Below are 23,377 nucleotides of genomic sequence, written 5' to 3' on the forward strand. Positions count from 1 at the left end.
GATAAGATAATTACTTGCTACTGGCCTGTACAGCAGATTCCGCAAATTCATTGTTCACTACACTGCCTATCTCGACCCGCTGCTTCAGCTCTCCGGCACTATCCATCACATCCAGCAAGTTGTTCCAGGCGTCCTCTTGCAGAGCTGGTGTCTTTGCATAAGTCCCTTGCTCAAGATAGCGCTTCACAGAGCTGATGAGAATATCCATATCCGTATCCTTGAAGTAAGGAGCGATCACTTCCGCTGTCTCCTCGGGAGTATGGGCTCCGACCCAGACCTGGGCCTTATAAATGGCATTGGTGAACTTCTGGATCATATCCTTATGCTTCTTCATATAGCTCTGCTTCGTCATAAACACGGTATAGGGCAGCTGTCCACTCTCGGTTCCAAATGAAGCGACAACATGGCCCCTGCCTTCCCGTTCAAATATCGAGGCTTGCGGCTCGAATAATTGCACATATTGACCCGTTCCTGATGAGAACGCAGCGGCGATATTGGCAAACTCGATATTCTGAATCAGCTCCAGATCAGCATGAGGATCGATACCGTTCTTCTTCAGCGTAAATTCACCGGCCATCTGCGGCATTCCGCCTTTACGCTGACCGAGGAACTCGCTCCCCTTCAGCTCCGACCAATTGAACTCCCCCGGTTCTTCCCTGGCTACGAGGAAGGTACCGTCCGTCTGGGTCAATTGCGCGAAGTTAATCACCGGATCATCGGCTCCTTGCTGATATACATAGATAGATGTCTCCGCACCGACCAGGGCCACATCGATCGCTCCTGACAACAGCGCTGTCATCGTCTTATCCCCGCCCGCTGTCGTCTGTAATTCCACGTCCAGGCCTTCTTCCTTGAAGAAGCCCTTCTCCAGCGCGACATACTGCGGCGCGTAGAATACCGAGCGCGTAACTTCACCGATCTTCACCTTCGATGCTCCCCCAGCGCACCCCGACAAGCCCCATGTAAAGAGCAGCAGCAGTGCGATCAACATCATCAAATGGCGTTTGAACATGCCTTTCACCTCTTTCGCAATAACCAATAATTAGGCTTCTAATTAAAGTGTATGCGTCAGTTAGGCAAATGGTTAAGCACTATCGATCAGAACGGCTCTGCCGATAAACGACCTGGTCGTTCACCACAGTCATTTGGACAAGATCCTCCAGTAGCATATCCGTCTCACCATAAAAAGGGTCCTGCCGCAGAATCGTAAAATCCGCCGCATGGCCTGCTTCAATCAAACCGCGCTTCCCTTCATGACAGGCCGCATACGCACTGCCCTTCGTATACAATGAGATCGCTTCATACATCGTAAGCTTCTCCTTCTCCCCATATACGGCGGTCTGGCCAGGCTGCGTTCGCGTGACGGCCGCATGTATGCCCAAAAGTGGAGATACCCTCTCGATCGGCGCATCCGAACCGCCAGCACATGCAATGCCCCTTGCTGCAAGAGTATGCCAGGCATACAGCAGCAGTCCCTCGGGATCGCCGATCCGCTGCATGACCCAAGGGAAATCCGAGGTCACGAAGCTAGGCTGTATGTCGGTGATTATAGGTATATCGCTCATTTGCTCAATCAGCTCAGGCCGTAGGATTTGCCCATGAATCAGCCTGTCCCTCTTGCCTTCAGGACAAGGATACTTCTTAAGCAGTCTGAGCATCTTGACAGCGGCCTCATCTCCGATCGCATGAAAAGCGACGGCCAGACCCCACTTTCTCGCCCTAATCACTAGCTGCTCCAGTTCCTCATCCGTATGGACCGCAACGCCCCGGGTCGTTGGATCATCTGCATAAAGCCTGCTGAGCAGGGCGGTTCTCCCGCCAAGCGCACCATCGACAAACAGCTTCATCGCGCCAAATTCAAGCAGCGGAGATTCGCTGGCCTGTCCCTTATGTTCCATCAGCCATTCATCCAAGGCCAAATGATGGACGAGCAAATGAGCTCGGAAAGGCCTCTGTCGTGCATGGAGCACCTGATGAAATGCCCTTATCGTCCGAGCGCAGCTACCGTAATAGCTCAAATCCTCCGTATGACAGCCTGTTAAGCCTTTGGACCAACAATCTTCAATCGCGGCTTCAAGCGCCGTAGCCAAATATTCATCTGTCGCCCCCGGTATGGCTGCAAGGACCAGCTGTTGGGCCTGCTCCTTAAGGATGCCATTCAATTTCCCGCTTGCGCTTCGTCCCAGGACACCGCCTTCAGGTATAAGGGGATGCTCATCCATTCCAGCTGCATCGAGTGCAGCCGAATTGACGGCAAGCATATGTCTACATACTCTCCACAGTAGAACCGGATGTTCCGGGGCGACCTGATCAAGCAGTTCCCGCTCCGGCAATCCCGAATCCGACCACTCATTCTCGTTCCATCCTTCACCGATGATCCACATGCCTTGCGGCAGTAATGCAGTCTGTGCCCTCACTCTCTCCAGCACCTCTTCCCTGCTCCGGCAATCATTTAACTGCAGCCTGAGAAAGGTTTCACCATGCCCGATTAAATGCATATGACTGTCCACAAAGCCCGGAAACATCACACCGCCTTGCAGATCCTCTATCCGTACGATCTGTCCCTCATACTGCCGCCTCAATTCACTCATGCAGCCCGCACCGAGTATGACTCCGTCCGCCGTATATACCGCCTCCACGGTATGAAGCTCCTCCTTCATCGTATAAATTGTACCGCCCATCCACAGCGTCCCCATATAACTCCTCCTTTCTTGCCAGCCAGTAACATTTAAATCTACGAATCTGCGATGTCTTCCCGTGCTAATCCTTGTGACGGACGATTGCCCGCACCAACTCAGTATCTGAGAATTCCTGCAAATATGTAGGTTTTCACTCTCAAAGTCACCTGTGCTTAGGAAATTCCTGCAAATGTGCAGGCTTTTCTGGAATTACAGCTCTAGCTCAGATACCGCCGCCGAATCCAACCAGCCCAACCGACAATTCCACACTCGCACTCACTGATCCGTCCAATATACTGCCAATACTACAAGAAGCCCGTCTGGAATGGTTGCGTTAGCACTGCCATTTACCAAGGACGGGCTTCTTATTAAGATTTAATTATGCATATATGCGTACAATTGTCTGAATCGCATGTGTTACAGATGATAAACTGCCTTGTATTTCTTCTCCAAATAATCGGCCAGATAGTCAGGATTCAGATCCTCACCAGTGACTTGCTTAATGATTTCCGCAGGCTTCAGCGACTTGCCGTGACGGTATATTTTGTCCGTGAGCCATTCCTTGATCGGCTTCAGGTTGCCAGCAGCGATCAGGCTGTCGAACTCAGGCAGCTCCTTGCGGATCGTATGGGCGAACTGCGCTGCATACATATTCCCGAGCGCATAGGAAGGGAAGTAGCCGAAGCTGCCGCCAGCCCAGTGCACATCCTGCAGCACACCCTCGCCGTCGTTGGACGGAGTAACCCCGAGATAGGATTGATATTTCTCGTTCCACACCTTCGGTAGCTCACTGACCGCCAGGCCCTCGTTAAAGAGCATTTTCTCAATTTCATAACGGATGATGATATGAAGGTTATAAGTCAATTCATCGGCTTCAATCCGGATGAGCGAGCTCTCCACCCGGTTAATAGCCCGGTAGAATTGATCGACAGAGATCCCCTTCAATTGTTCAGGGAAATATTGCTGCAGCTCCTCATAGTAACGATTCCAGAACTCGTGGCTGCGGCCGATAATATTCTCCCAGAAACGGGACTGGGACTCATGAATTCCCATCGAAGTACCCGCGCTGAGTGGAGTACCATTCAGCTTAGGGTCCACATTCTGTTCATAGAGAGCGTGACCGCCCTCATGCAACGCGCTGAATAAAGCGCTCGTCAGATCATCCTCGTAATAATGCGTCGTAATCCGCACATCCCCCGGATTGATCGTCGTCTCGAACGGATGCTCGGTCTCATCGACCCGGCCGCCGTCGAAGTCATATCCCATCTCTCTCAGCATGGCCAGGCTGAATTGATGCTGCTTCGCAATATCAAATTGATTGTCCAGGAAGGCCGTATCTGGTCTGTCCTTGGCTTCCGCAATTTGCTGTACCAGCGGAACAAGCCGATCGCGCAGCCGTCCAAACACTTCATCCAGCTTCTCCGCGGTCAGATCAGGTTCATACATATGTAATAGCGTGTCGTAGCGGGTAGCCCGCGGCCCCCAATAATCGATGAATTCCTGCGTCTTCTCTACAATCTTGGTTAAGTACGGTTCGAAGCCAGCATAATCGCTGGTTTTCTTGAAATCAGTCCACAGAGTCTCCGCATGAGAGACAAGCTCCGTATACTCCTGGAATTTCTGCGGCGGAATCTTCACACTGCGGTCATATTCCTCCTGCACATTGCCCACCAAGCGTCTGCCCGTCTCATCCAGCTCAGCCAGCACCTCCGACTGGTTCAGATAGGATAAGTATCCGCCCATCTCTTCAGAGATCTGCAGCTTGAACTGCTCTGTCGCCAGTGCCCCGATCGTAGCGGCGCGCGCTTCGGCGCCATTCTTCGGTGCTCCGGTACGAAGATCCCAATGCAGTAACGCCACAGCCTCCCCGTAGCTTTCTACTTTACGCAGAAGTTCCTTGAACTGCTCCCATACTTCCGTTGTTTTTTGATTCATCCCATTCACCTCTAATTTTATTTGGGTCATTCTCTTGCTGATACTTTTTCAGATACGTATAATTAAATTTTAAGACGAGTTGGAGTTTTTCTCAAATATAATTATTAATCTCCTGCTTACAGATCCCAGAACCGCTGAATTTGAAAGGAGGTTCACTATGAACCGTGTAGAGACGATATTGGAGCATAACCGCCATTTTGTGGCGAACAAAGATTATGAAGCTTATATTACTGATAAATACCCCGATAAGAAGCTGGCGATCGTCACCTGTATGGATACAAGATTGGTAGAGCTTCTACCCAAAGCGATGAATCTAAGGAATGGCGATGCCAAAATTATCAAAAATGCCGGAGCCCTGATCTCACAACCTTTCGGAAGCGTTATGCGTAGTCTTATCGTAGCTATCTATGAGCTGAAAGCGGAGGAAGTGTTCATCGTCGGACACACCGGATGCGGGATGGCTGCTATAAACTCGGATAGAGTTATCGAAACGATGCAGGAACGCGGCATTTCGGACGAAGTGCTTAGCACCCTGGAGCATTCCGGGATCAGGTTGAACAAATGGCTGCGCGGAGTTACCAATGAGAAGGAAGGCATCATCCATACGGTCGGTATCGTCAAGAACCACCCTCTCCTCCCCGCCAATGTTCCCGTACATGGCATGCTGATCGATTCGATGACCGGAGAGCTGGAAGTGATTGTTAACGGATATGAACAAGCCTAGCTTTCGTTTGCAAGCAAATTTACCGCATGAGCATAGAAAGGAAGATAGCAAGCTATGACTTATCATTTTGACGAATTGTATCCACGAAAAGGAACGCTCTCTCTCAAATGGGATCAGAACGAAAGCCTGTTCGGTGATCCGGATGTTCTACCACTATGGGTAGCCGATATGGATTTCCGCTGTCCGCCTGCCGTTATTGAGACCGTTAAGCAGCGTGCTGAATTAGGGATGTATGGCTATACGATCAGAACTGAAGAATACTTAGCCGCCATTACCAGCTGGTTCGAAAGACGCCACAATTGGAAAATCCAGCCTGAGTGGCTGACGGATACGCCTGGGGTCGTCCCCGCGCTCAGCATCGCCATCCAAGTTCTATCAGAGCCGGGCGATCCAGTGATCGTGCAATCTCCAGTATATAATCCCTTCTACGATGTCATCCGCCGGAACGACCGGCGCATCGCCGAGAATCCTCTACGACTCCGTGACGGGCGCTATGAAATGGATTATGAGCATCTAGAGAGTCTGATGCGTGAAGGCGCCAAGTTAATGCTGCTGTGCAGCCCGCATAATCCCGGCGGCCGTGTCTGGGATCGCGACGAACTGGAGAAGCTGGGCCAGCTCTGTGAACAGTATGATGTGAAGATCATCAGCGATGAAATCCACTGTGACCTGGTGCTGGCTGATAAGAAGCATGTTCCTCTCGCTTCATTATCCGACTCGATCGCAAAGCTGACCGTCAGTTGCCTGGCTCCGTCCAAGACTTTTAATATGCCTGGGCTTAACTCTTCATTCACCTGCATCTCCAACCCGGAGATCAAGCGGCTGTTCGATGAGCGCATCCAGACCATCGCCGTAGGCGGGGTCAGCTTCTTCGGCCCGCCTGCTACAATTGCAGCCTATAACGAGAGCGAGGATTGGCTCGAAGCACTATTGGACTATGTACGTGGCAATATGAACTACGCGGTTTCGTTCATCCATGAACAGCTTCCGATGCTCCGTCCGATCATTTCCGAGGGCACCTACCTGCTATGGGTGGACTGCCGTGAACTCGGCCTTAGCTCTACTGCCATAAAGCAGTTGATGTACCGTGAAGCCAGGATCGCCTTCAACGAAGGCTCGCTCTATGGCGAGCAAGGAAGCGGCTTCCTGCGCGTGAACCTCGCTTGTCCGCGCGCTCTGCTCAGCCAAGCATTGGATCAATTCAAAGCTGCCATTGACCGTATTTAATATTCCAGGGGACCCGAATTGGGTCCCCTGCGTTATTTTACTACATGATATCGACTCTTCATCGGAGAGGCCTCACTCAGGAGTGCAGCATGCAATACTGCTTCAATGAGCTGCCCGGCAGCGAGATCACCTTCACCACATGATAATCATAATGCTCATATAACGGTAAATTCCCTATCGTCTGCGTCTCCAGCGAACAGATGACTTCTTCCTTATGGCATTTCTCCAATAACGGCCTGATTATCCTGGAAGCATAACCCTGACCCTGATACTGACGCTGTACCGCCAGCATATCCATATGGAGATACTTTCGCTTGCCCAGCATGGATAACCAGGATGAGTCCATCTTATGAAGAATGGACAAGCCGCGTATAAATCCGCGAGCTCCGATATAACGGCAAATCGGCACGGATTTACAGACAGCGACAGCGATCCGTCTTCTATATTTCATTCTCGAACGAAATGTTCCTGGCTCAAGCTCCGAATGAAATACGAGAGCCACCGCCTCATATTGCTCCGAAGTGGCTACCACGTCGGAATAAGGATACAACATCTCAATATAATGATTGAAGAAAATACTCAAAACCTGATGCCTTGTCGTCTCATCAGGCAAAATATACTGATAGAGCGGATCATCCTGGGCAAAGGCCTGCGCCATCACCTCAGCTGCTTTAGGAATATCCTGCCTACCTACTCTAAGCAACGTACTACAAATAGTTCCACCTCATTAGTGTCATGTCAATTTTACAGCCGCTATGAGACTATTATAGCACTTCTTGAAAGTATTCAGTCTTCCCCATATTTTCTCCTCTAAGTACGTATACAACGATTCAGCTTATGCCGAAAATGAGTATATATCCCTGCAAATTATCGATGCTATGACGCCATCGTTTGACATCTTCTTTCACGACACACCATAATATAGTTACTTGAAGTAACAAGGGAGCCTATTCAATTATGCAACGCATCCGAACGATTATTGGTAAATTACAGCTTAAGAAATGGTTATCCACGCTATACCGTATAAAATTGCTGCGGTTTATTCCCCCGATCGTAATTATCGGTCTCGTGTATTGGGAGGGACAGAAGGAATTCAATGTGATTAATTGGAACAAAACCTTCTATTATCTGCGGCATATTCACATAGAAACACTATTATTTCTATTTTGCTTCTCGCTCGCTGCTGTCTCTATTATGACTTTGTATGACCTGTTGATCCGACGTCACTTCCAGCTTCCGCTGACCCGTTGGCAGACCTTCAGATACGGCTGGGTCGCGAATACTTCCAGCAATTTGCTCGGTTTCGCCGGTCTGACCGGAGCCGGAATCCGCACAGCGCTGCTCCGCAGCTGCGGAACCTCGTTCCCTATGATCGCAGCCGCCGTCGGCTTCATCTCAACCATACCCTTCACCGGGTTATCATTGCTCGCCTGGTTCAACATCTTCGGTGTTTTTCCGGCCGGGCAAATCATTGAAGTTCATCGTTGGCTGATATACGCGGTCTGGGGCTCTGCATTATACCTGCCCTTATTCGTGCTCCTGCAACGGACGACGCTATTCTCCAAGTGGTTCAATCGCAATCGGGGATACATGAAATGGAGCACAATCTGTTCAGTGATTACTGTGTCCTTGATGGAGTGGCTGTTCGCAGGCCTGACCTTCTGGTTCATCTGTGTGGCCTTCTTTCCCAGCCTGTCCTTCCCGGCCATCTTCGGGATCTACATCGTTGCTGCGATCGCCGGCATGATTAGTATGATGCCTAGCGGAATCGGAGGCTTCGATCTGATCGCCTTGCTGGGATTGCAGTTGCTGGGTCAGTCGCCGGAGAAGAGCGCGGTCGTGCTGATCCTGTTCAGAATTCTGTATTATATTCTACCGTGGTTGATCGGCCTTATCATGGTCGCCATCGAATGGTTATTCGATCGTAAGAAGCGTCCGGCAGTCGCATGCTGCAAGGAGTCTAAAGAGGAACATGAGGAGCAACTACTTGGAAAATAAAACAAGGCCGCTGCGCGGAGGAGTCCGTGAGCGGCCTTGTTAGCTGATTACATAAATACATCAACAATCTGGATATTCCGTTCTGTAGAAAGGTCATAAAATTTCTGTTCCGATTGCACTAATGGCCGGAAAATATCCGATGGATTCGTCCAGACAATCGTCGCCAGCTGGTCGTCACTAAGCCGTACCTTCTTGCCGATAAAGCTAGGCAGCAGGTTGCGCGTCAGAGCCTGAACAGCCCGCTCATTCAACACGCCGAAGCCAAGCTCATATACCTTGCGGAGCACAGTCAGCAGTGCTGGCTTATTGCCCTCACTATCCGGCGCGGTCATATCAACATATGCATTCGCCACCGCTACAATTTGCGCATAGGGATGAATCTGTTCCTTATGCAATCCATCCGGGTGACCGGAGCCGTTCTCCCGCTCATGATGCTGCAGAGCTACTAGAGCGATCGGCTCATCGGACATCGACTCGCGGATGATATCGTAACCGTACTTCGTATGCTTCCTTAGCTCCGCCTTCTCCTCAGCGGACAGTGGATGCGTGCTGTTGCGAATTTCCTGGGGAACCTGACATTTCCCTATATCATGCAAATAACCTGCTTTACTGATCGTCATGCATTCTTCCTTGGTGTAGCCGAGCCATGAAGCGATGTAATAAGACAGTAGTCCTACCTGCAGGGAGTGATTATAAATATTAACATCTTCCTGTCCAAAATAGATCAACAAGGATACTACATCCTTCTTCTCATCGATGACCTCCAGCATAGGCTGCAGCTTGTTATCCACCATCGCCTGATTGAACTTCCCGGTCGTCAGTGCCTCTAGGAATATCGACTGATATCCTTGCACCGTCATATCAAAGTTTTCCTGTAATCGGCTGGAGAATCCACTGCGATCCAGACCAAATAGCGCTGAAGAATCCACCCGAGGCTCGATATCGATATAATCGATGCTCTGTCTGTACAGAAGAGCGATTTCCTCTTTATGTATGCTTGTACCTTTCGGCAATACGTGAAGCCCGGCGCGATTGAATATGTCGGATTTCAACCGGTCTCCATCTTTTAGATCCGTAATATGCATTTTCATTCATATCAGCCTCCTCTCGACAAATTTATAGGCCTTCCTAGACGTTAAGATCTATACGTAAGATGTATGTAACAGACTCCCGATACTAAATGTACTACTGCAATATTAATATCGAATAATAATAGCCGTATCTTAATAGTTCTAAAGATTCATTTGCATAAAACCCCCTCTCATCGCAAACCTTATAGGTACCATTACATAATTTTGGATGGGAAGGAGAAGTTGTCTATGTCGCCATGGGGACGCAAGAAGCGGATGCAGGATAAGAATAAAAAAGTATCGGCAAAAGAAACCGGACACCCCCCAAACACCGAGTGGCCTGTGCTGGAAACAGACGTTAGCGATCTCAAGCCACGCCTTAATTGGTTCAAGAAACAATTCAGCAATTGTTCAGATATTATTTTCCGGGAATTCACCTTGCCATCCGGGCAGAGCTGCGCATTGATTTACTTCAATGGAATGATAGATCAGAATTCACTTCAGCACTTCATATTGCAGGATTTGTTAACGGTAGCTTCGGAAACTGAAGATATATATAAAACTCTCTTTGAGCGTAAATCACTCTCCGTCTCGAACTATACGATCACAGTTGATTTGAATGAATGCCTAACCCACATCTTAAGCTCCTGCGCTTCGCTCATTATCGATGGCGATAGACGCATGATCAATTTTGAGGTGGCCTCTTATGCGACCCGCTCGATCGAAGAGACACCGAATGAATCGATTATTCGCGGCTCCAGGGAATCTTTCATCGAGGACCTGCCGACCAATTTAACGATATTACGCCGCCATTTGAAGACGCCGGCATTAAAGACAGAAAGCATCGTAGTAGGCAGAAAAACGCAAACCCCGGTCGTTATCAGCTACATCGAAGGGGTATGCAAGCCAGAACTGATCGCCGAGCTAAAGCGCAGATTATCCTATATACAAATCGATGGAATCGTAAACTCCTACTATATCGAAGAGTTCATCAAAGACAATCCGTATTCGCCATTCCCTCAGGTTGAATATACGGAAAGACCGGATACATTAATCGCCTCCCTGCAGGAAGGAAGGGTGGCTATTCTGCTTAATGGGACTCCAGTCTGTCTGCTGGCTCCGGTTACACTGACGATGCTGATGCAGGCGCCGGATGATTATAGTATGTGGTTTATCGCCGCTTCCTGGATCCGGATCACCCGCTATATCTTCTTGCTGATTTCCTTGCTGCTGCCATCACTATACATTGCGATCACGACATTCCATCCGCAGATGATCCCCTATCCGCTGCTCATCACAATCGCCTCCTCACGGGAAATCGTTCCGTTCCCGGTGATCTATGAGGCATTTATTATGGAGATCGCCTTCGAAGCGCTACGGGAAGCATCGATCCGGATTCCGAAATCGATCGGTCAGGCGGTATCGATTATTGGAGCGTTGATCATCGGCACTGCCGCTGTGCAGGCCGGCATTATCTCCGCCGCGATGGTCATTATCGTATCCTTGACCGGAATCGCTTCGTTCATTATGCCGCACTATGATCTCGGGATTGCCATCAGAATACTGCGCTTCCCGGTTATGATCCTGGCCTCGATGTTCGGACTTTATGGAATCGCCTGCGGATTAATTTTTCTCTATATCCATCTGGTCAATTTGAAATCATTCGGCGTGCCCTACTTGTCTCCATTCACTCCGCTGGTGAAGGATGATCTGGTAGATACAGTGATACGGCTGCCATGGACTATGATGCGTACCCGTTCTCCATTGACATCTAATAATCGGCACAGGGTGGCGAGGAATGCGCGGGGATGGGTCCGGCCAAAGGGGGAAAATGAATGAAGAAATCGCTAGCATGTCTATGCACTACAATTCTCACGATACTCCCCCTCCTCGTACTGAGCGGATGCTGGTCGGCTACAGAATTGAATAATCGGGCCTTCCCAACGATTATGACCGTCGATTTGCTGGAGGATGGATATCTGGAAGTCGCACTTGGGTTCCCTCTCCCTAACCGGATGATTCCAAGTCAGACGGGCGGATCCAACAGTGGCGTGGGAGAGCCGTTCACTTTCATATCCAGAAAAGGCAAGAAAATAGGGGAAATTCTACGGGATATTCAATTGGATGCCACCAGGGATATCTTCTTTGGCCAAACTCGGGTCGTGGTCATTGGCCGACGCCTCGCCTCGCAGGGCATAAGTCCTGTCATTGATCTGATCAGCCGCCAACCGAATTTCCATATTAGCGCCAACCTGTTCGTGACTGAGCAGGACGTCAAGGATATCCGAATGACTCCGACGGTATCGGAGCGCTTCGTCTCGACGGTACTCACCAAGTTCATCGATGATAAGCTGACCATTAATGCGACAGTGAAGAACTTCCTGATGTCCAATCCCAGAACCTCTGCTATTCTTCTCCCGCAGATTGGCTTCAGAAAGCTGGAAGAAATCGAGGTAACCACTCCAGGCAGGGATTACTGGATCAGTTCAGAAGGCGCCGTCATGATGTCCAACGGCAAGATGATCAGCGATCGGCATCTGACCAATGAAGAGCTCAGAGGCGCTCTATGGATCACTTCACAAATTGATTCCGCCATCTCATCGATCAAATCGCCGACTGATCAACGGGAGGTTACTATTAAAATCAATAATATTCGCACCAAGATTAAGCCTACGATCAAAAATAACAAAATCGCCTTCGAGCTCAAAAGTACAGGAAATGCCTATCTGTTCTCTTCCGATTCCGATCTCGATGTCAAGGATACCAGGGCAGTCGAAGAGCTCCAAAATACATTGAACAAGGATTTGGAAGGGCTGATACGCCAAACTTTTGAAACTACCAAGCAGGCAAAATGCGATGTATTCCGGCTCAGTGACTATTTGGATTGGAGATACCCGAAAATATGGGAAAAACTGCAGGATCAATGGGGTGAATACTATGCTAAGAAACTTCCTATTGATATCGACGTAGATATCACCATTAATCGTACAGGAACCTTCTACCAATCCACACAGCAAATCAGGAATTATTAAGCTTCGGAGGAAAGATTATGGTCTGGATCGGGTTAATCTTCACCGTGATTATTATCTTTAACTGGTTCGAACAACGGAAGCAGCAAGCGGATCTTAAGAAAAGGTTCATCGTTCTGTCAATCACGATCACATTCCTTATCTTGAGTGAGCTGCTGTACGCTTTTAAGGATCAATTTAATGTATTTCAAATGTTGGAAGGAGTGCTGTGACATGAGAAAAATTACTGCATTGCAGGTTTTCACGCTGTACAGCTTGTCTATGTATACGACATTCACAGCCTTCCTTATAAACCCGCTAGCCTCAAATAGTAAATACTCCTCCCTGCTCGCCTCGCTCATAGGACCGATTCTGGCCTGGATATTGATCTACCCTGCCCTGAAGGTGACCAAGGCAAAACCTGATCAATTCATCATTGTGTATGGGCATGAGCTCGTTGGTAAGTGGCTGCATATCATCTGTATGCTGATGATCGTCATTGTAAATCTTGTGCTGGGCGCAACCACCTTACGGCAGATGTCTGATTTTCTGCTGACGGAATATTTGATCGGCACCCCGTCCTGGGCCGTTCTACTGTTGTTCAGCCTGACCGTCGCTTATGCGGTCTATTCAGGAATCTCGACCATTTTCAGAGCGTCCCAGGGAATATTCCTGCTCAGTGCTCTGGCCTATCTGTTGATTCCGATTTTCGCTTCCAGCGAAGTGAATGCAGCCATGATCCCAGCTTTTTTTACCCATCTGGATATGAAGCATTTCGGGGACGGACTATATCTGAATCTGGCCATGTTCGGGGAGATCGCCTTCCTATTCCTGCTGAGGCCTTACTTGAAAACCCCGGACAAATCTTACCGGTCGCTCCTGGGAGCTGTCCTATTTGCTGTTTTTATTAATTTGACCCATCTATTCCTGGTCTTAACCTCCTTCGGACCTGAGGTTACCAGCAATATGTCTTACCCTGATCTGGAGCTGATCGCCTTCATTCAGACCGGATCATTCCTGCAGACAGGGGACCCGATCCTGATCATCCTATGGCTAACGAGCCTGTTCGTAAAAATATGCTTCACCCTATTCATGTCAGCGATTGGCCTCGCACAGCTTGTCAAGGTGATGGATCACCGTCCATTCGCGCTACCCGTGACCGCCTTCACGACGATGCTATCCATCATTCTGGTCCGGACGCAAGTCGAGTTGAATGAACTCGTCTCCGGCAAACTGCCTGGGCTTCTGATCGTTTGTGAGATTGTAATTCCGATCATATACTGGATCGGCCTTTTTATCCGCAACCTCACCCACAAGCATAAAGAGCAGCGAACCTGAACAAGTCGCTCCGAAAGCGGAGCGACTTGAGCGCATTTTATAGGGAATAGTTGAATTGAACTTAGTTTTTATGGATTAGTCAGGGACTGAACATCGATAAATGGTGTCGCTCCTCCCGTTACCGTCGGAAGCTTGCCGTCCCATTTCTCCAGTGCCTTCTCCTGAACCTCGATCTGCTTCAACTGGATCAGCTCCGATGTAACTTCCTGCTTCTTCAGCTTGAGCGACTCGGCCTCGGCTTGAGCCTGGGCGATCTTCTGCTTCGCCTCAATCTCGATCCGCTTCAGATCATTGCTTGCCTTCAGCGCCTGCTGCTGAGCAACCTGCTTCGCTTCAATCGACTGGTTGAAGGCGTCGGAAAATTTAAAATCCACGATATTAATCTCATTGACGATCAGATCGTATTTAGCAAGGCGCGCCGTCAGCAGTTCGCTAATCTCTCCAGCGACGACATCCCTTCTCGCTATCAAATCTTCCGCTTGATACCTCGCCGTCACTTCCTTGACGATCTCCTGTACTGCCGGATTGATAATGATCGAATCGAAAGATCCGCCGATATTGTTCATCAAATTATAAGCTGACTCTTTATTGACTGAATAGTTCACGGCAACATGAGTGGATACAGGCTGCAGATCCTTTGATGAGGCTGTCGTATCCGTCTCCGCCTTGGTTACCTGCGTATTCACTTGGATGACCGACTGTACAAACGGAATCTTAAAGTGGATTCCCGGAGATAGCACTTCACTATTCAACTTGCCAAATGTCTTGTAGAGCCCCACATGACCGTATTCTATCTGCGTAAAACTAGCCATCCCCAAAATACCTGCAACGATGACAATGATAATCAGACCTGTTACCCCGCGCAGCTTGACTGTCTTCTTCGATCCAGGATTCGCTCCCGCCTCCATCTGCATCCCTCCGTCTAATTAAATCTTGCTACTCCTCCGACCAGGTTAACCGGCCCTACTTATAGTACGCTGCGTCCTGGAAAAGGTAGCAAAGTTTACAATAGAGCGATACTTTGTGTTGCAGGAAGCTTATTTCCGCGACAACCAGGCGCGCCCCTGATTCCAGTTCAAATCCACTGGCATCTCGAAAAAGTCGGACAGTCTCTCACTATCCAGAACTTCTCTCGTCTGGCCCTGAGTAAATACCTCGCCGCGCCGGATCAACAAAGAATGGGAGAACATCGGCAAGATTTCCTCTGTATGATGCGTCACATAGATCATGGTCGGCGCATCCGGCTGCCCCGCCAGCTCGCTAATGCTGTCCAGCAGGCCTTCCTTGGAAATAAAATCTAGCCCGTTCGCAGCCTCATCGAGAATAAGCAAACGTGGTGCCGCCATCAATGCTCTGGCGATCAACAGCTTCTGCTTCTCGCCTTGGGAGCAAGTCTGATAGGTGCGGTCCAGTAAATGTCCACAACGCAGTTGCTCCATAAGGGCAGCCGCCCGTTCAAAGTCGGCCTCCGTCGGCTTGTCATAGAGACCGATGGAAGCGAATTTACCGCTGACGACCAGATTTTGCGCCTTCTCACTGCCATGCAGCCGCTCTTGCAGCGAAGAGCTGACCCAGCCGATCGATTTGCGCAGCTCTCTTAGATCAACCTCGCCGAATCTCTGTCCAAGAACGCTGATCTGTCCCGTGGTCGGCCATATGTAGCCACAGAGCAAATTGAGCAGCGTCGTCTTGCCTGAGCCGTTCAAGCCGAACAATGCCCAGTGCTCGCCCTCACGTACAGTCCAATCGATTTGCTGCAGCACTGTTTTTCCATCGCGTCTCCAACTGACGCCCTTCATCTCGATCACCTGATTTTTCCCCATAGCTCTACCTACCTTCTCCCGATTTTTGTATAATAAACCCAAGCTACTCTGACGCTGTAATTTTGTCAACAGCCGATAATAGATGACTAGCTAAGGAGGGTAGATACATATGAACCCACTGAATTTTGACGATTTAAAAGAGCTCCAGACCTGCTGTGAACAGCAAGATCATATCTATCTGAAGCTGAACTGGGACATGCTGCTTAACCCGGAGGAAGAAAATAGCCTTCATCTGGCGGAATATCGCGATGGGCGACTCATCGCTTTTCTGGGCAAATATATCATCGGAGGCAATCTGGAGATTTGCGGCATGGTGCATCCTGATTTCAGAAGGCAGGGGGTTTTTGCGAAACTGCTGAAGGAGGGCCTGAACAAACAAGAAATCGCGAGATACCGGATGATTCTGCTGAATACACCCGCTGCCTCGACAACAGGAAAGGCCTTCCTCGGCACGGTTAACTGCCGCTATTCCTTCTCTGAATATCAAATGCAGTATGTCGCGGCTGAGAACAGACTCGGCACTGCCCGACAGGATGTGTCGCTGCGCCCCGCCGTCTCGGAGGACACGGCATTCTTAAGCAGACTTGATGCCGATGGATTCCAATGTGATTATCAGGAAACTCTGCAGGAATATACGCGATTAAGCCCGGCGGAGCTAGCTGAGAATGAAGTGGTCGTCGTTAATGGGACCGACGTAGGCAAAATTCGCTTATCTCGGATCGAAGACCGGAGCTGGATTTACGGATTTGTTACCCGCTCAGACCATAGAGGTGGGGGCATTGGCAGCGCCGTTTTGAAGCAGGTGATCGACCGCGAGCAGGCTGCGGGACGAAGCATATGGCTGGATGTGGCCATAGAGAACCCGGCTGCCATGAAGCTCTATACGACAGCCGGGTTTGAAACGCGCAGTGCACAGGATTACTATACTTATGAAGTTTAAAGAGGACGTTAAATAGCCCCGAATTGTGCTTGGTGCAGGCGGCTGTAATGGCCGCCGGCAGCCACCAGTTCCTGATGGCGACCCTGCTCCGATATACCCTCCTCCGTCACGACGACAATACGATCCGCATTCTTGATCGTAGCCAGACGGTGTGCGATTACGAGCGTCGTTCTTCCCTCTGACAATTCGGCTAGGGATTGCTGGATCGCCAGCTCCGTCTCTGTATCCAGAGCCGAAGTCGCTTCATCCAGAATCAGAATCGGCGGGTTCTTCAGGAACATCCGGGCGATGGCCAAGCGTTGCTTCTGGCCGCCGGACAGCTTGACTCCCCGTTCGCCAATCACCGTATCCATTCCCTCGGGCTGCGACTCGATGAAATCTTCAAGCTGAGCCCGGCGCGCCGCCGTCCAAATCTCTTCATCGCTAGCCCCTAATTTACCGTAAGCGATATTCTCACGGATACTGCCCGAGAACAAATAGACATCCTGCTGCACGATCCCAATATTTCGGCGCAATGAAGATAAAGTCACATCGCGAATATCTCGACCATCGACCGTGATCCTGCCCTCATCCACTTCATAGAAGCGTGGCAGCAAGCTGCAAAGCGTCGTTTTACCAGCCCCGGAAGGTCCCACAAAGGCGATGGTCTCGCCTGCGTGAATCTCCAGATTAATATTTTGCAATACGCTGTCCTTGTCATCGTAACCGAAGCTCACATTTTGAAAAGCGATATCCCCCTGCAATTGCCCGGCATCCACCGCGTTCTCTCGATCCGCTATATCCGGCTCCGTATTCATGATCTCCATATAGCGTTTGAACCCGGCGATGCCCTTCGGATAACTCTCGATAATCGCGTTGATCTTCTCAATCGGCCGCACGAATACATTCGCCAGCAGCAGGAAGCCGATGAATTCCCCATAAGTGAGCTCCCCGCGAATCACAAACCAAGTACCGCAGATCATCACGAACAAGGAGACGAGCCGCATCAGCATATAGTTCACAGATAAGCTCCCGGCCATAATTTTGTATGCACGCAGCTTCGTCAGGCGATACCGCCCATTATTCTCAGCGAACAGCTTCTTCTCATGCTCCTCATTGGCGAAGGCTTGTACGACGCGAATCCCGCCGATATTCTCTTCCACCCGGGAGTTGAAATCTGCAAGTGCTCCGAATAGCCCGCGGTAGGTCGTCGTCATTTGCCGATTGAAATGTAGGGCAGCCCAGACCAGGATCGGAACCACCAGGAAAGTCAGTACAGCTAGTTTCCAATGGATCGACAGCATCAGCAAAAATGAGCCCAATAAGGTCATGCCCGCGATAAACACATCCTCCGGCCCATGGTGAGCCACCTCTCCGATATTGTCCAGATCATTCGACAAACGCGACATCAGATGCCCGGTCTTACGATTGTCGTAAAATTTGAAGCTCAGCTTCTGCAGGTGATTGAACATATTCCTGCGCATATCTGTCTCAATATTGACCCCCAGCATATGTCCCCAATAAGTAACAATATAATTCAACACCGTATTCAAAATATAAATTCCGAGCAGCACAGCACAGGCCATCGTGATCAACGACCAGTCCTTGCCGGGAAGCAGCTTATCCACGAACTGGTTAACTGCAATCGGAAATCCCAGCTCCAGCAGCCCAGCGACCACTGCGCAGGTGAAGTCTAACAGGAATAACTTCCTATAAGGACGATAGTATGAAAAAAAATCTCGAAGCATTACGGCGTTCTCTCCCATCTGGCATTTAGCAGTTTTCTGTAAAGATTATCATAGTTGCGGGGCTTTTCACAGGGCCAAAGTCAGTTATAATTGTTTATGGTCAATCAAGATTCATCCACCAGTAGCATGGAGACAGATAAATAAGGTACAATAACTACCGATGATTGCCCGCTGCAATTGAACACCGGGGCACTAATGAACTACCTTTGTTGGAAGGAAGGAAAACGATAAATGTATGTAGCTAATGAATGGAATGACTATGAAGTTATCGATACAGGTAATGGAGAGAAGCTGGAGCGTTGGGGAGATGTGATTCTGCGCCGTCCCGATCCGCAAATTATTTGGCCGATCGCGAAGGAAGACAAATCATGGCGGGATGTGCATGGACACTATCACCGCAGTTCCTCCGGCGGTGGCAATTGGGAGATGAAGAAGCCGATTCCTGAGCGCTGGACCGTGTCCTTCGATCAGCTTAAATTTTATATTAAACCGACCAATTTCAAGCATACTGGTCTGTTCCCGGAGCAAGCGGCCAATTGGCGCTGGATGATGGACAAGATCTCCGTTGCCAAGCGGCCCATCAGCGTGCTTAATCTATTCGCCTATACCGGCGGCGCTTCGGTCGCCTGCGCTTCGGCCGGGGCTTCCGTCGTACACGTCGATGCGGCCAAAGGAATGGTGCAATGGGCCAAGGAGAATTTAGCTCTATCCGGGCTCGCTGATCGTCATGTGCGATTCATTACCGATGATGTATTCAAGTTCGTGCAACGCGAGCAAAGACGCGGCAACCGCTATGATGCGATCATTATGGACCCCCCATCGTACGGCAGGGGACCGTCAGGGGAGACGTGGAAGCTGGAGCAGAGCCTGTATCCCTTCGTGGAATCCTGTCTCTCGATACTGTCGGATAAACCGCTGTTCTTCCTGATCAACTCTTATACGACCGGGATCTCTCCGACCGTGCTGAACAATATATTGAGTATGACTGTGAAACAGCGGTTCGGCGGACGCATCTCCGCTGGCGAGCTCGGTCTGCCGATCACAAAATCAGGCATGAATCTGCCTTGCGGAATTCTCGGCCGCTGGGAGGAATAAGGATGAATTCTGCCGCAGGTTGGACATCGGGACAGCCGAAGATGCGAATTCTATATGAGGACAATCATCTGCTCGGGATCGAGAAACCGGTGAATATTCCGACCCAGGAGGATGCCAGTGGCGATGCCGATCTATTGAATCTGTTAAAAGAGGATATTAAGGAGCGCTATCAGAAGCCGGGGAATGTGTACTTAGGTCTCGTTCACCGGCTCGACCGTCCGGTTGGCGGAGCGATGATCTTCGCCAAGACGTCCAAAGCGGCGTCCCGTCTATCGGATGCTGTGCGAACGCGGAAGTTCGCGAAGAGCTACCTGGCTGTCGTTCATGGACAGCCGCAGGAGTCGCGGGGACGCCTGATCGACACGCTGCTGAAGGATGAGCGGACGAACACCGTGTCCGTCGTGGCGGCAGGGACGCCCGGCGGCAAGGAAGCGATGCTCGATTATACCGTGCTCGGCACATCGGGCAAGCATGGGCTGTCATTGGTGCAGATCGAGCTGCATACCGGTCGTTCACACCAAATCCGCGTGCAGATGAATCAGCTCGGCTGCCCATTATACGGGGATCAGAAGTACGGAGCCCGTGTGAACAAGCCCGGCCAACAGATCGCCCTCTGGTCTCTATACGTCGGCTTCCCCCATCCGGTATCCAAGGAGCCTGTCGATCTGGTCTCCTACCCACCAGCTCAATTCCCTTGGGATCAGTGGGAAACGCGAATATACGCGCAGGTCGCTGAGAACCTCGTCTCGAGCGGTCATATATAAGCTGGCCCAGCCGTGTTTTGTTTTGGCCATGCCATGGGGCTCGGCATCTTAAGGCCATCCGATTGGGTATTGTTATCGGATGGCCTTCTTAATTCTTCGCGCAGCTCGAAAACTGCAAATATGCAGCATTATCGCAGGAATTTACCCTGGCCGGGCGGATTGTATGCGAAATTCCTGCATAATTGCAGGTTTAGACCATTGTATGACTTTGAGAACGCCAAAACAGAGGCTGCTCTTGATTGTAACGAAACTGCGTATCGCTATTTGCCCCCAATGGAGCCATTTCAAAATCTAACGAAACTGGGGATCGCTATTGCGACAAAAAAGGGGCTAAACGGCAGACTTTCACCCGAATAACAATATGGTGTTTCGTTAGATTTAATTTGTTGCTGATTTTGCGAAAATAACGATATGGTGTTTCGTTAGAGCTCCGGGAGACTTCCTAATGCTTATTCAACAGCCTGATCAGACAGATGTCCGGCGCAATTGAACAGCTCGCATGCCCACTTCGAGCCACAGCCACCATTATGTTTAATTATTGTTACCGCTGTATTGTGCATATGCTGGTCTATATTTTGCTCAGGAATCAACGCTTTGACAGTATAACTGATCAGCGCTCCGTGGCTGAAGATAAGGACATTCTGTCCCTTATGATGATGCAGAATCTCGGAGATGATTGAAATTCCCCGCGCTGTAATCGACTCCCTCGATTCAATTCCTAACTCCAGTTCTCTCCAGTCTTGCCCCCATCTGGCAATCCTCTCTTCAAGCGTCGTTCCTTCGGTCTCCCCCTTATGCATTTCTCTAAGCCGCTCATCTGTAGCGACCGTTAAGCCCAGCACTGTTCCAACAAGCTCGCCGTTTCTTGAGCTCGTGACAGGTCACTAGAGTAAATACAATCCCATCCTCCAGCCCGCAACCGCTCTGCCAGTAACCGAGCCTGCCATCTGCCTATATCATTCAATGGAATATTTGACTGGCCTTGTGCCCGTCGCTCCCGGTTCCAATCAGTAATTCCGTGTCGGATCAGTCCCAGTCTGGTCAATCTGCACCTCCATTCTCGAATTTACAGTACCATTAATGCTTTGTAGTTCTAACAAGTAGCTCCGTATTCCTGCTTAAATCAGTAAAAAAGGAAAAAGAGGACATGCATAAAGCATGCACACCCCCTTCTCTCAGCTATCCTTTGAAACTGGTTATAACGTGTAATTAATGGTCATTTGAGACACTTGCTTCTCCCAGGAATCACTACCCGATAGCTCGACCTTCAGGTATTGAGTGCCTGCTGGCGGCAATTCTACGGAGTAATAAGTTTTCTGGTACCACTTGCTACCTGTGTAAACTCCCGGAGTGCTTGCGTGAGCTAACTTCGTCCAGTTCTCCTGATCAGAGGACACATAAAAGGCGATTCCGTCCCAGACACTAAATTGATAGAATACGGCTTGGAATGAGGTGATGTTCGGAATATTGTACACGAAGCTCTCCGTTGTACCATCCAGCCTTTTAACTCTCGAGGCATCGCCATTAAAATAACCGCTATTGCTGGAATCCATCACAAGCCCGCTAGTATGAGAAAATGTCTTTGACCAGTCGTCCAAATCATCAACGAGAGTCTGCTCTTGGGGAGCAGGTGCCGAGCCATTTTCACCTACAAATGTGACAACACTCTTCGCAGGTATGATCGTTTGGAACTTTCCTCCAGTTGAAGGGATTGCCGCCCCTTGGGCCAAATTCATTTGATCATCGGTGGTATAAGGCGTCAATGAGCCTGACATAAATCCATTAGGGACTAGATTAACCTCTGCGGTGGCATCCCCATTATTGATCGCTACAATCGTGAACTTATCAGTTGCCGGGTCTTTATAGGCCGAGATATAGACATTCGATTTCGGATTCTCCGGTGCGCCAATCCGTACATATCCCGGCTTGATGAACTTGCTGAAATTGCCTAGTGTATAGTAGCGCTTCGTAATCTTATAGGTGCTGGTATTTTTATCAACATTAATCAATCCTTCATCATTGTCGCCCGGAATCGCCCCTGTCCAGTACAGCCATGCATTGACGCCTGCCTTGGTCATGAAGTCATGGGTTTGCTTAGCGAATTTGAGCCCGGAGTTGATGCCAGGATCATAGGAGTCTACCTTGGATACCTCGGTCATCCATACCTTTTTGCCTTTGGAGACAGCGGTTGAGAAAGGTGTTGTCGGAAGCTCTACGTTCAGAATTGGAATCGGGTAGTTGTGACCGCCGACGATATCCAGTCTTTCTGCGGAAGCCGGATCATTCAAAGAATCCTTGATCAGATCCTCAGACCACCAGGAGGACTCGCCAGCGATCACCTTGGTGGAGGACACCCCCTCATCAATCATCGCTTGCTTCAAATAATCCTTCAGAAAGACCTGAAAATTCGTTGAATTCCATTCTGATGAATCCCAGGTTAAGAAGGTCATGGCGTTCGGTTCATTGGCTATGGAAACGGCATAGAGATCAAGATCAAATTGTTGCTTGTATTCCTTGATAAATTTAGACATCAGAAGTGCGTAATCACCGTAGTTCTCCTGCTTCAGATACCCGCCATGGGTTGTAGAATTATTCGTCTTCATCCAGGCAGGCGGGCTCCAGGTCGATGCTACAAGCTTGTCAACTCCCCTTGCCTTGGCCTGCTGCATCACCCATACCTGATCCGGTCTTACTGTAAAGTCAAATTGGCCCGGGGCAGGATTGTATTCGGCGAATAAAGCTCCGCGAAGAATAGAGAGGCCGATCCCATTATCCTGCGTAAATAACAGATCCATTATTTGGCTTCTTGCGGGTTCCTGTAAATCATAAATGGCACCCGACCATCCGGCCTGCGAAACCCCAAAACCATCGATTTCCTGCTTCACGTCATTCCAGTTGATGCTGACGTCTGTTGCAGCATGTGCGTTAAGTGGTACGATCATAAGCGTCAGGAGTAGTGTGCTCATCATTACAGCCATTCGTTTTTTAAGACTCTTTGTCCTCATTTCAAAACCACCTTTACTTTTAAAATGATGTGGCCAAGGATTTGA

At 49.6% G+C, this 23,377-nt stretch carries 19 protein-coding genes and 1 pseudogene; 10 read left to right on the top strand and 10 right to left on the bottom strand.

Going from position 1 to position 23,377, the window contains the following annotated elements; all coding sequences use genetic code 11:
* Nucleotides 1-10: 10 nt before the first annotated feature.
* The 3 genes from BFJ94_RS07880 to BFJ94_RS07890 all read right to left on the bottom strand — a co-directional run bounded on the left by BFJ94_RS07880 (nucleotide 11) and on the right by BFJ94_RS07890 (nucleotide 4,613).
* Entirely contained in the window at nucleotides 11-1,012 is a 1,002-nt protein-coding gene (locus BFJ94_RS07880; RefSeq protein ID WP_120462165.1) for an ABC transporter substrate-binding protein, read from the bottom strand.
* 79 nt (nucleotides 1,013-1,091) lie between these two features.
* Nucleotides 1,092-2,696: an amidohydrolase gene (locus BFJ94_RS07885; RefSeq protein WP_120462166.1), complete on the bottom strand. Its 1,605-nt coding sequence runs from the start codon at nucleotides 2,694-2,696 to the stop codon at nucleotides 1,092-1,094.
* A 399-nt stretch (nucleotides 2,697-3,095) separates the two neighbouring features.
* The gene (locus tag BFJ94_RS07890) at nucleotides 3,096-4,613 is read right to left on the bottom strand and encodes a carboxypeptidase M32 (RefSeq protein ID WP_120462167.1); all 1,518 of its coding nucleotides are present in this window, start codon (nucleotides 4,611-4,613) and stop codon (nucleotides 3,096-3,098) included.
* Nucleotides 4,614-4,770: 157 nt separating this feature from the next.
* Here BFJ94_RS07890 and BFJ94_RS07895 point away from each other — a divergent pair, with 157 nt between their 5' ends.
* Both BFJ94_RS07895 and BFJ94_RS07900 read left to right on the top strand, forming a co-directional pair.
* On the top strand, nucleotides 4,771-5,337 hold the full coding sequence (locus BFJ94_RS07895; RefSeq protein ID WP_120462168.1) for a beta-class carbonic anhydrase: 567 nt from the start codon (nucleotides 4,771-4,773) through the stop codon (nucleotides 5,335-5,337).
* A 54-nt stretch (nucleotides 5,338-5,391) separates the two neighbouring features.
* Nucleotides 5,392-6,564 carry a MalY/PatB family protein gene (locus BFJ94_RS07900; protein ID WP_120462169.1) on the top strand — a complete coding sequence of 391 codons (1,173 nt, stop codon included), beginning with the start codon at nucleotides 5,392-5,394 and terminating at the stop codon, nucleotides 6,562-6,564.
* A 76-nt stretch (nucleotides 6,565-6,640) separates the two neighbouring features.
* Here BFJ94_RS07900 and BFJ94_RS07905 read toward each other — a convergent pair whose 3' ends face one another.
* A complete protein-coding gene (locus BFJ94_RS07905; RefSeq protein ID WP_229717152.1) occupies nucleotides 6,641-7,267 on the bottom strand; it encodes a GNAT family N-acetyltransferase in 627 nt (208 codons plus the stop codon).
* Between the two features lie 254 nt (nucleotides 7,268-7,521).
* On the opposite strand from BFJ94_RS07905, the gene BFJ94_RS07910 reads away from it, so the two are divergent.
* Nucleotides 7,522-8,562, top strand: coding sequence for a flippase-like domain-containing protein (locus BFJ94_RS07910; RefSeq protein ID WP_120462170.1), 1,041 nt, complete (start codon nucleotides 7,522-7,524; stop codon nucleotides 8,560-8,562).
* A 47-nt stretch (nucleotides 8,563-8,609) separates the two neighbouring features.
* On the opposite strand, the gene BFJ94_RS07915 is transcribed toward BFJ94_RS07910, so the two are convergent.
* A complete protein-coding gene (locus tag BFJ94_RS07915; RefSeq protein ID WP_120462171.1) occupies nucleotides 8,610-9,653 on the bottom strand; it encodes an HD-GYP domain-containing protein in 1,044 nt (347 codons plus the stop codon).
* Between the two features lie 228 nt (nucleotides 9,654-9,881).
* Here BFJ94_RS07915 and BFJ94_RS07920 point away from each other — a divergent pair, with 228 nt between their 5' ends.
* From BFJ94_RS07920 to BFJ94_RS07935, 4 genes are read left to right on the top strand one after another with little or no spacing between them, the layout of a single operon-like run.
* Nucleotides 9,882-11,471, top strand: a complete 1,590-nt coding sequence (locus tag BFJ94_RS07920) for a spore germination protein (protein WP_120462172.1) — start codon at nucleotides 9,882-9,884, stop codon at nucleotides 11,469-11,471.
* A complete protein-coding gene (locus tag BFJ94_RS07925) occupies nucleotides 11,468-12,664 on the top strand; it encodes a Ger(x)C family spore germination protein (RefSeq protein WP_120462173.1) in 1,197 nt (398 codons plus the stop codon). Before BFJ94_RS07920 ends, BFJ94_RS07925 begins: the two co-directional genes overlap by 4 nt.
* Before the next feature lie 17 nt (nucleotides 12,665-12,681).
* Nucleotides 12,682-12,873, top strand: a complete 192-nt coding sequence (locus BFJ94_RS07930) for a hypothetical protein (RefSeq protein WP_120462174.1) — start codon at nucleotides 12,682-12,684, stop codon at nucleotides 12,871-12,873.
* Between the two features lies 1 nt (nucleotide 12,874).
* Nucleotides 12,875-13,978 (top strand): GerAB/ArcD/ProY family transporter, encoded by a 1,104-nt coding sequence (locus tag BFJ94_RS07935; RefSeq protein WP_162944219.1) that lies wholly within the window; start codon nucleotides 12,875-12,877, stop codon nucleotides 13,976-13,978.
* Nucleotides 13,979-14,046: 68 nt separating this feature from the next.
* Here BFJ94_RS07935 and BFJ94_RS07940 read toward each other — a convergent pair whose 3' ends face one another.
* Together BFJ94_RS07940 and BFJ94_RS07945 are read right to left on the bottom strand one after the other, a co-directional pair.
* A complete protein-coding gene (locus tag BFJ94_RS07940) occupies nucleotides 14,047-14,886 on the bottom strand; it encodes a prohibitin family protein (RefSeq protein WP_120462176.1) in 840 nt (279 codons plus the stop codon).
* 129 nt (nucleotides 14,887-15,015) lie between these two features.
* Nucleotides 15,016-15,801 carry an ABC transporter ATP-binding protein gene (locus BFJ94_RS07945; RefSeq protein ID WP_120462177.1) on the bottom strand — a complete coding sequence of 262 codons (786 nt, stop codon included), beginning with the start codon at nucleotides 15,799-15,801 and terminating at the stop codon, nucleotides 15,016-15,018.
* A 109-nt stretch (nucleotides 15,802-15,910) separates the two neighbouring features.
* Between BFJ94_RS07945 and BFJ94_RS07950 the strand changes: the two genes are divergently transcribed.
* Nucleotides 15,911-16,741: a GNAT family N-acetyltransferase gene (locus BFJ94_RS07950; protein WP_120462178.1), complete on the top strand. Its 831-nt coding sequence runs from the start codon at nucleotides 15,911-15,913 to the stop codon at nucleotides 16,739-16,741.
* Nucleotides 16,742-16,749: 8 nt separating this feature from the next.
* Here BFJ94_RS07950 and BFJ94_RS07955 read toward each other — a convergent pair whose 3' ends face one another.
* A complete protein-coding gene (locus tag BFJ94_RS07955; RefSeq protein ID WP_120462179.1) occupies nucleotides 16,750-18,468 on the bottom strand; it encodes an ABC transporter ATP-binding protein in 1,719 nt (572 codons plus the stop codon).
* 231 nt (nucleotides 18,469-18,699) lie between these two features.
* On the opposite strand from BFJ94_RS07955, the gene BFJ94_RS07960 reads away from it, so the two are divergent.
* Both BFJ94_RS07960 and BFJ94_RS07965 read left to right on the top strand, forming a co-directional pair.
* Nucleotides 18,700-19,563: a class I SAM-dependent methyltransferase gene (locus BFJ94_RS07960; RefSeq protein ID WP_120462180.1), complete on the top strand. Its 864-nt coding sequence runs from the start codon at nucleotides 18,700-18,702 to the stop codon at nucleotides 19,561-19,563.
* Nucleotides 19,564-19,565: 2 nt separating this feature from the next.
* Nucleotides 19,566-20,327 (top strand): RluA family pseudouridine synthase, encoded by a 762-nt coding sequence (locus BFJ94_RS07965; protein WP_120462181.1) that lies wholly within the window; start codon nucleotides 19,566-19,568, stop codon nucleotides 20,325-20,327.
* Between the two features lie 449 nt (nucleotides 20,328-20,776).
* Here BFJ94_RS07965 and BFJ94_RS07970 read toward each other — a convergent pair.
* Nucleotides 20,777-21,372, bottom strand: a pseudogene (locus BFJ94_RS07970) (histidine phosphatase family protein).
* Between the two features lie 151 nt (nucleotides 21,373-21,523).
* Nucleotides 21,524-23,332, bottom strand: coding sequence for a glycoside hydrolase family 30 protein (locus tag BFJ94_RS07975; RefSeq protein ID WP_120462182.1), 1,809 nt, complete (start codon nucleotides 23,330-23,332; stop codon nucleotides 21,524-21,526).
* Nucleotides 23,333-23,377 lie beyond the last annotated feature (45 nt).

Source organism: Paenibacillus aceti (assembly GCF_003614185.1).
Taxonomy (GTDB): Bacteria; Bacillota; Bacilli; order Paenibacillales; family Paenibacillaceae; genus Fontibacillus; species Fontibacillus aceti.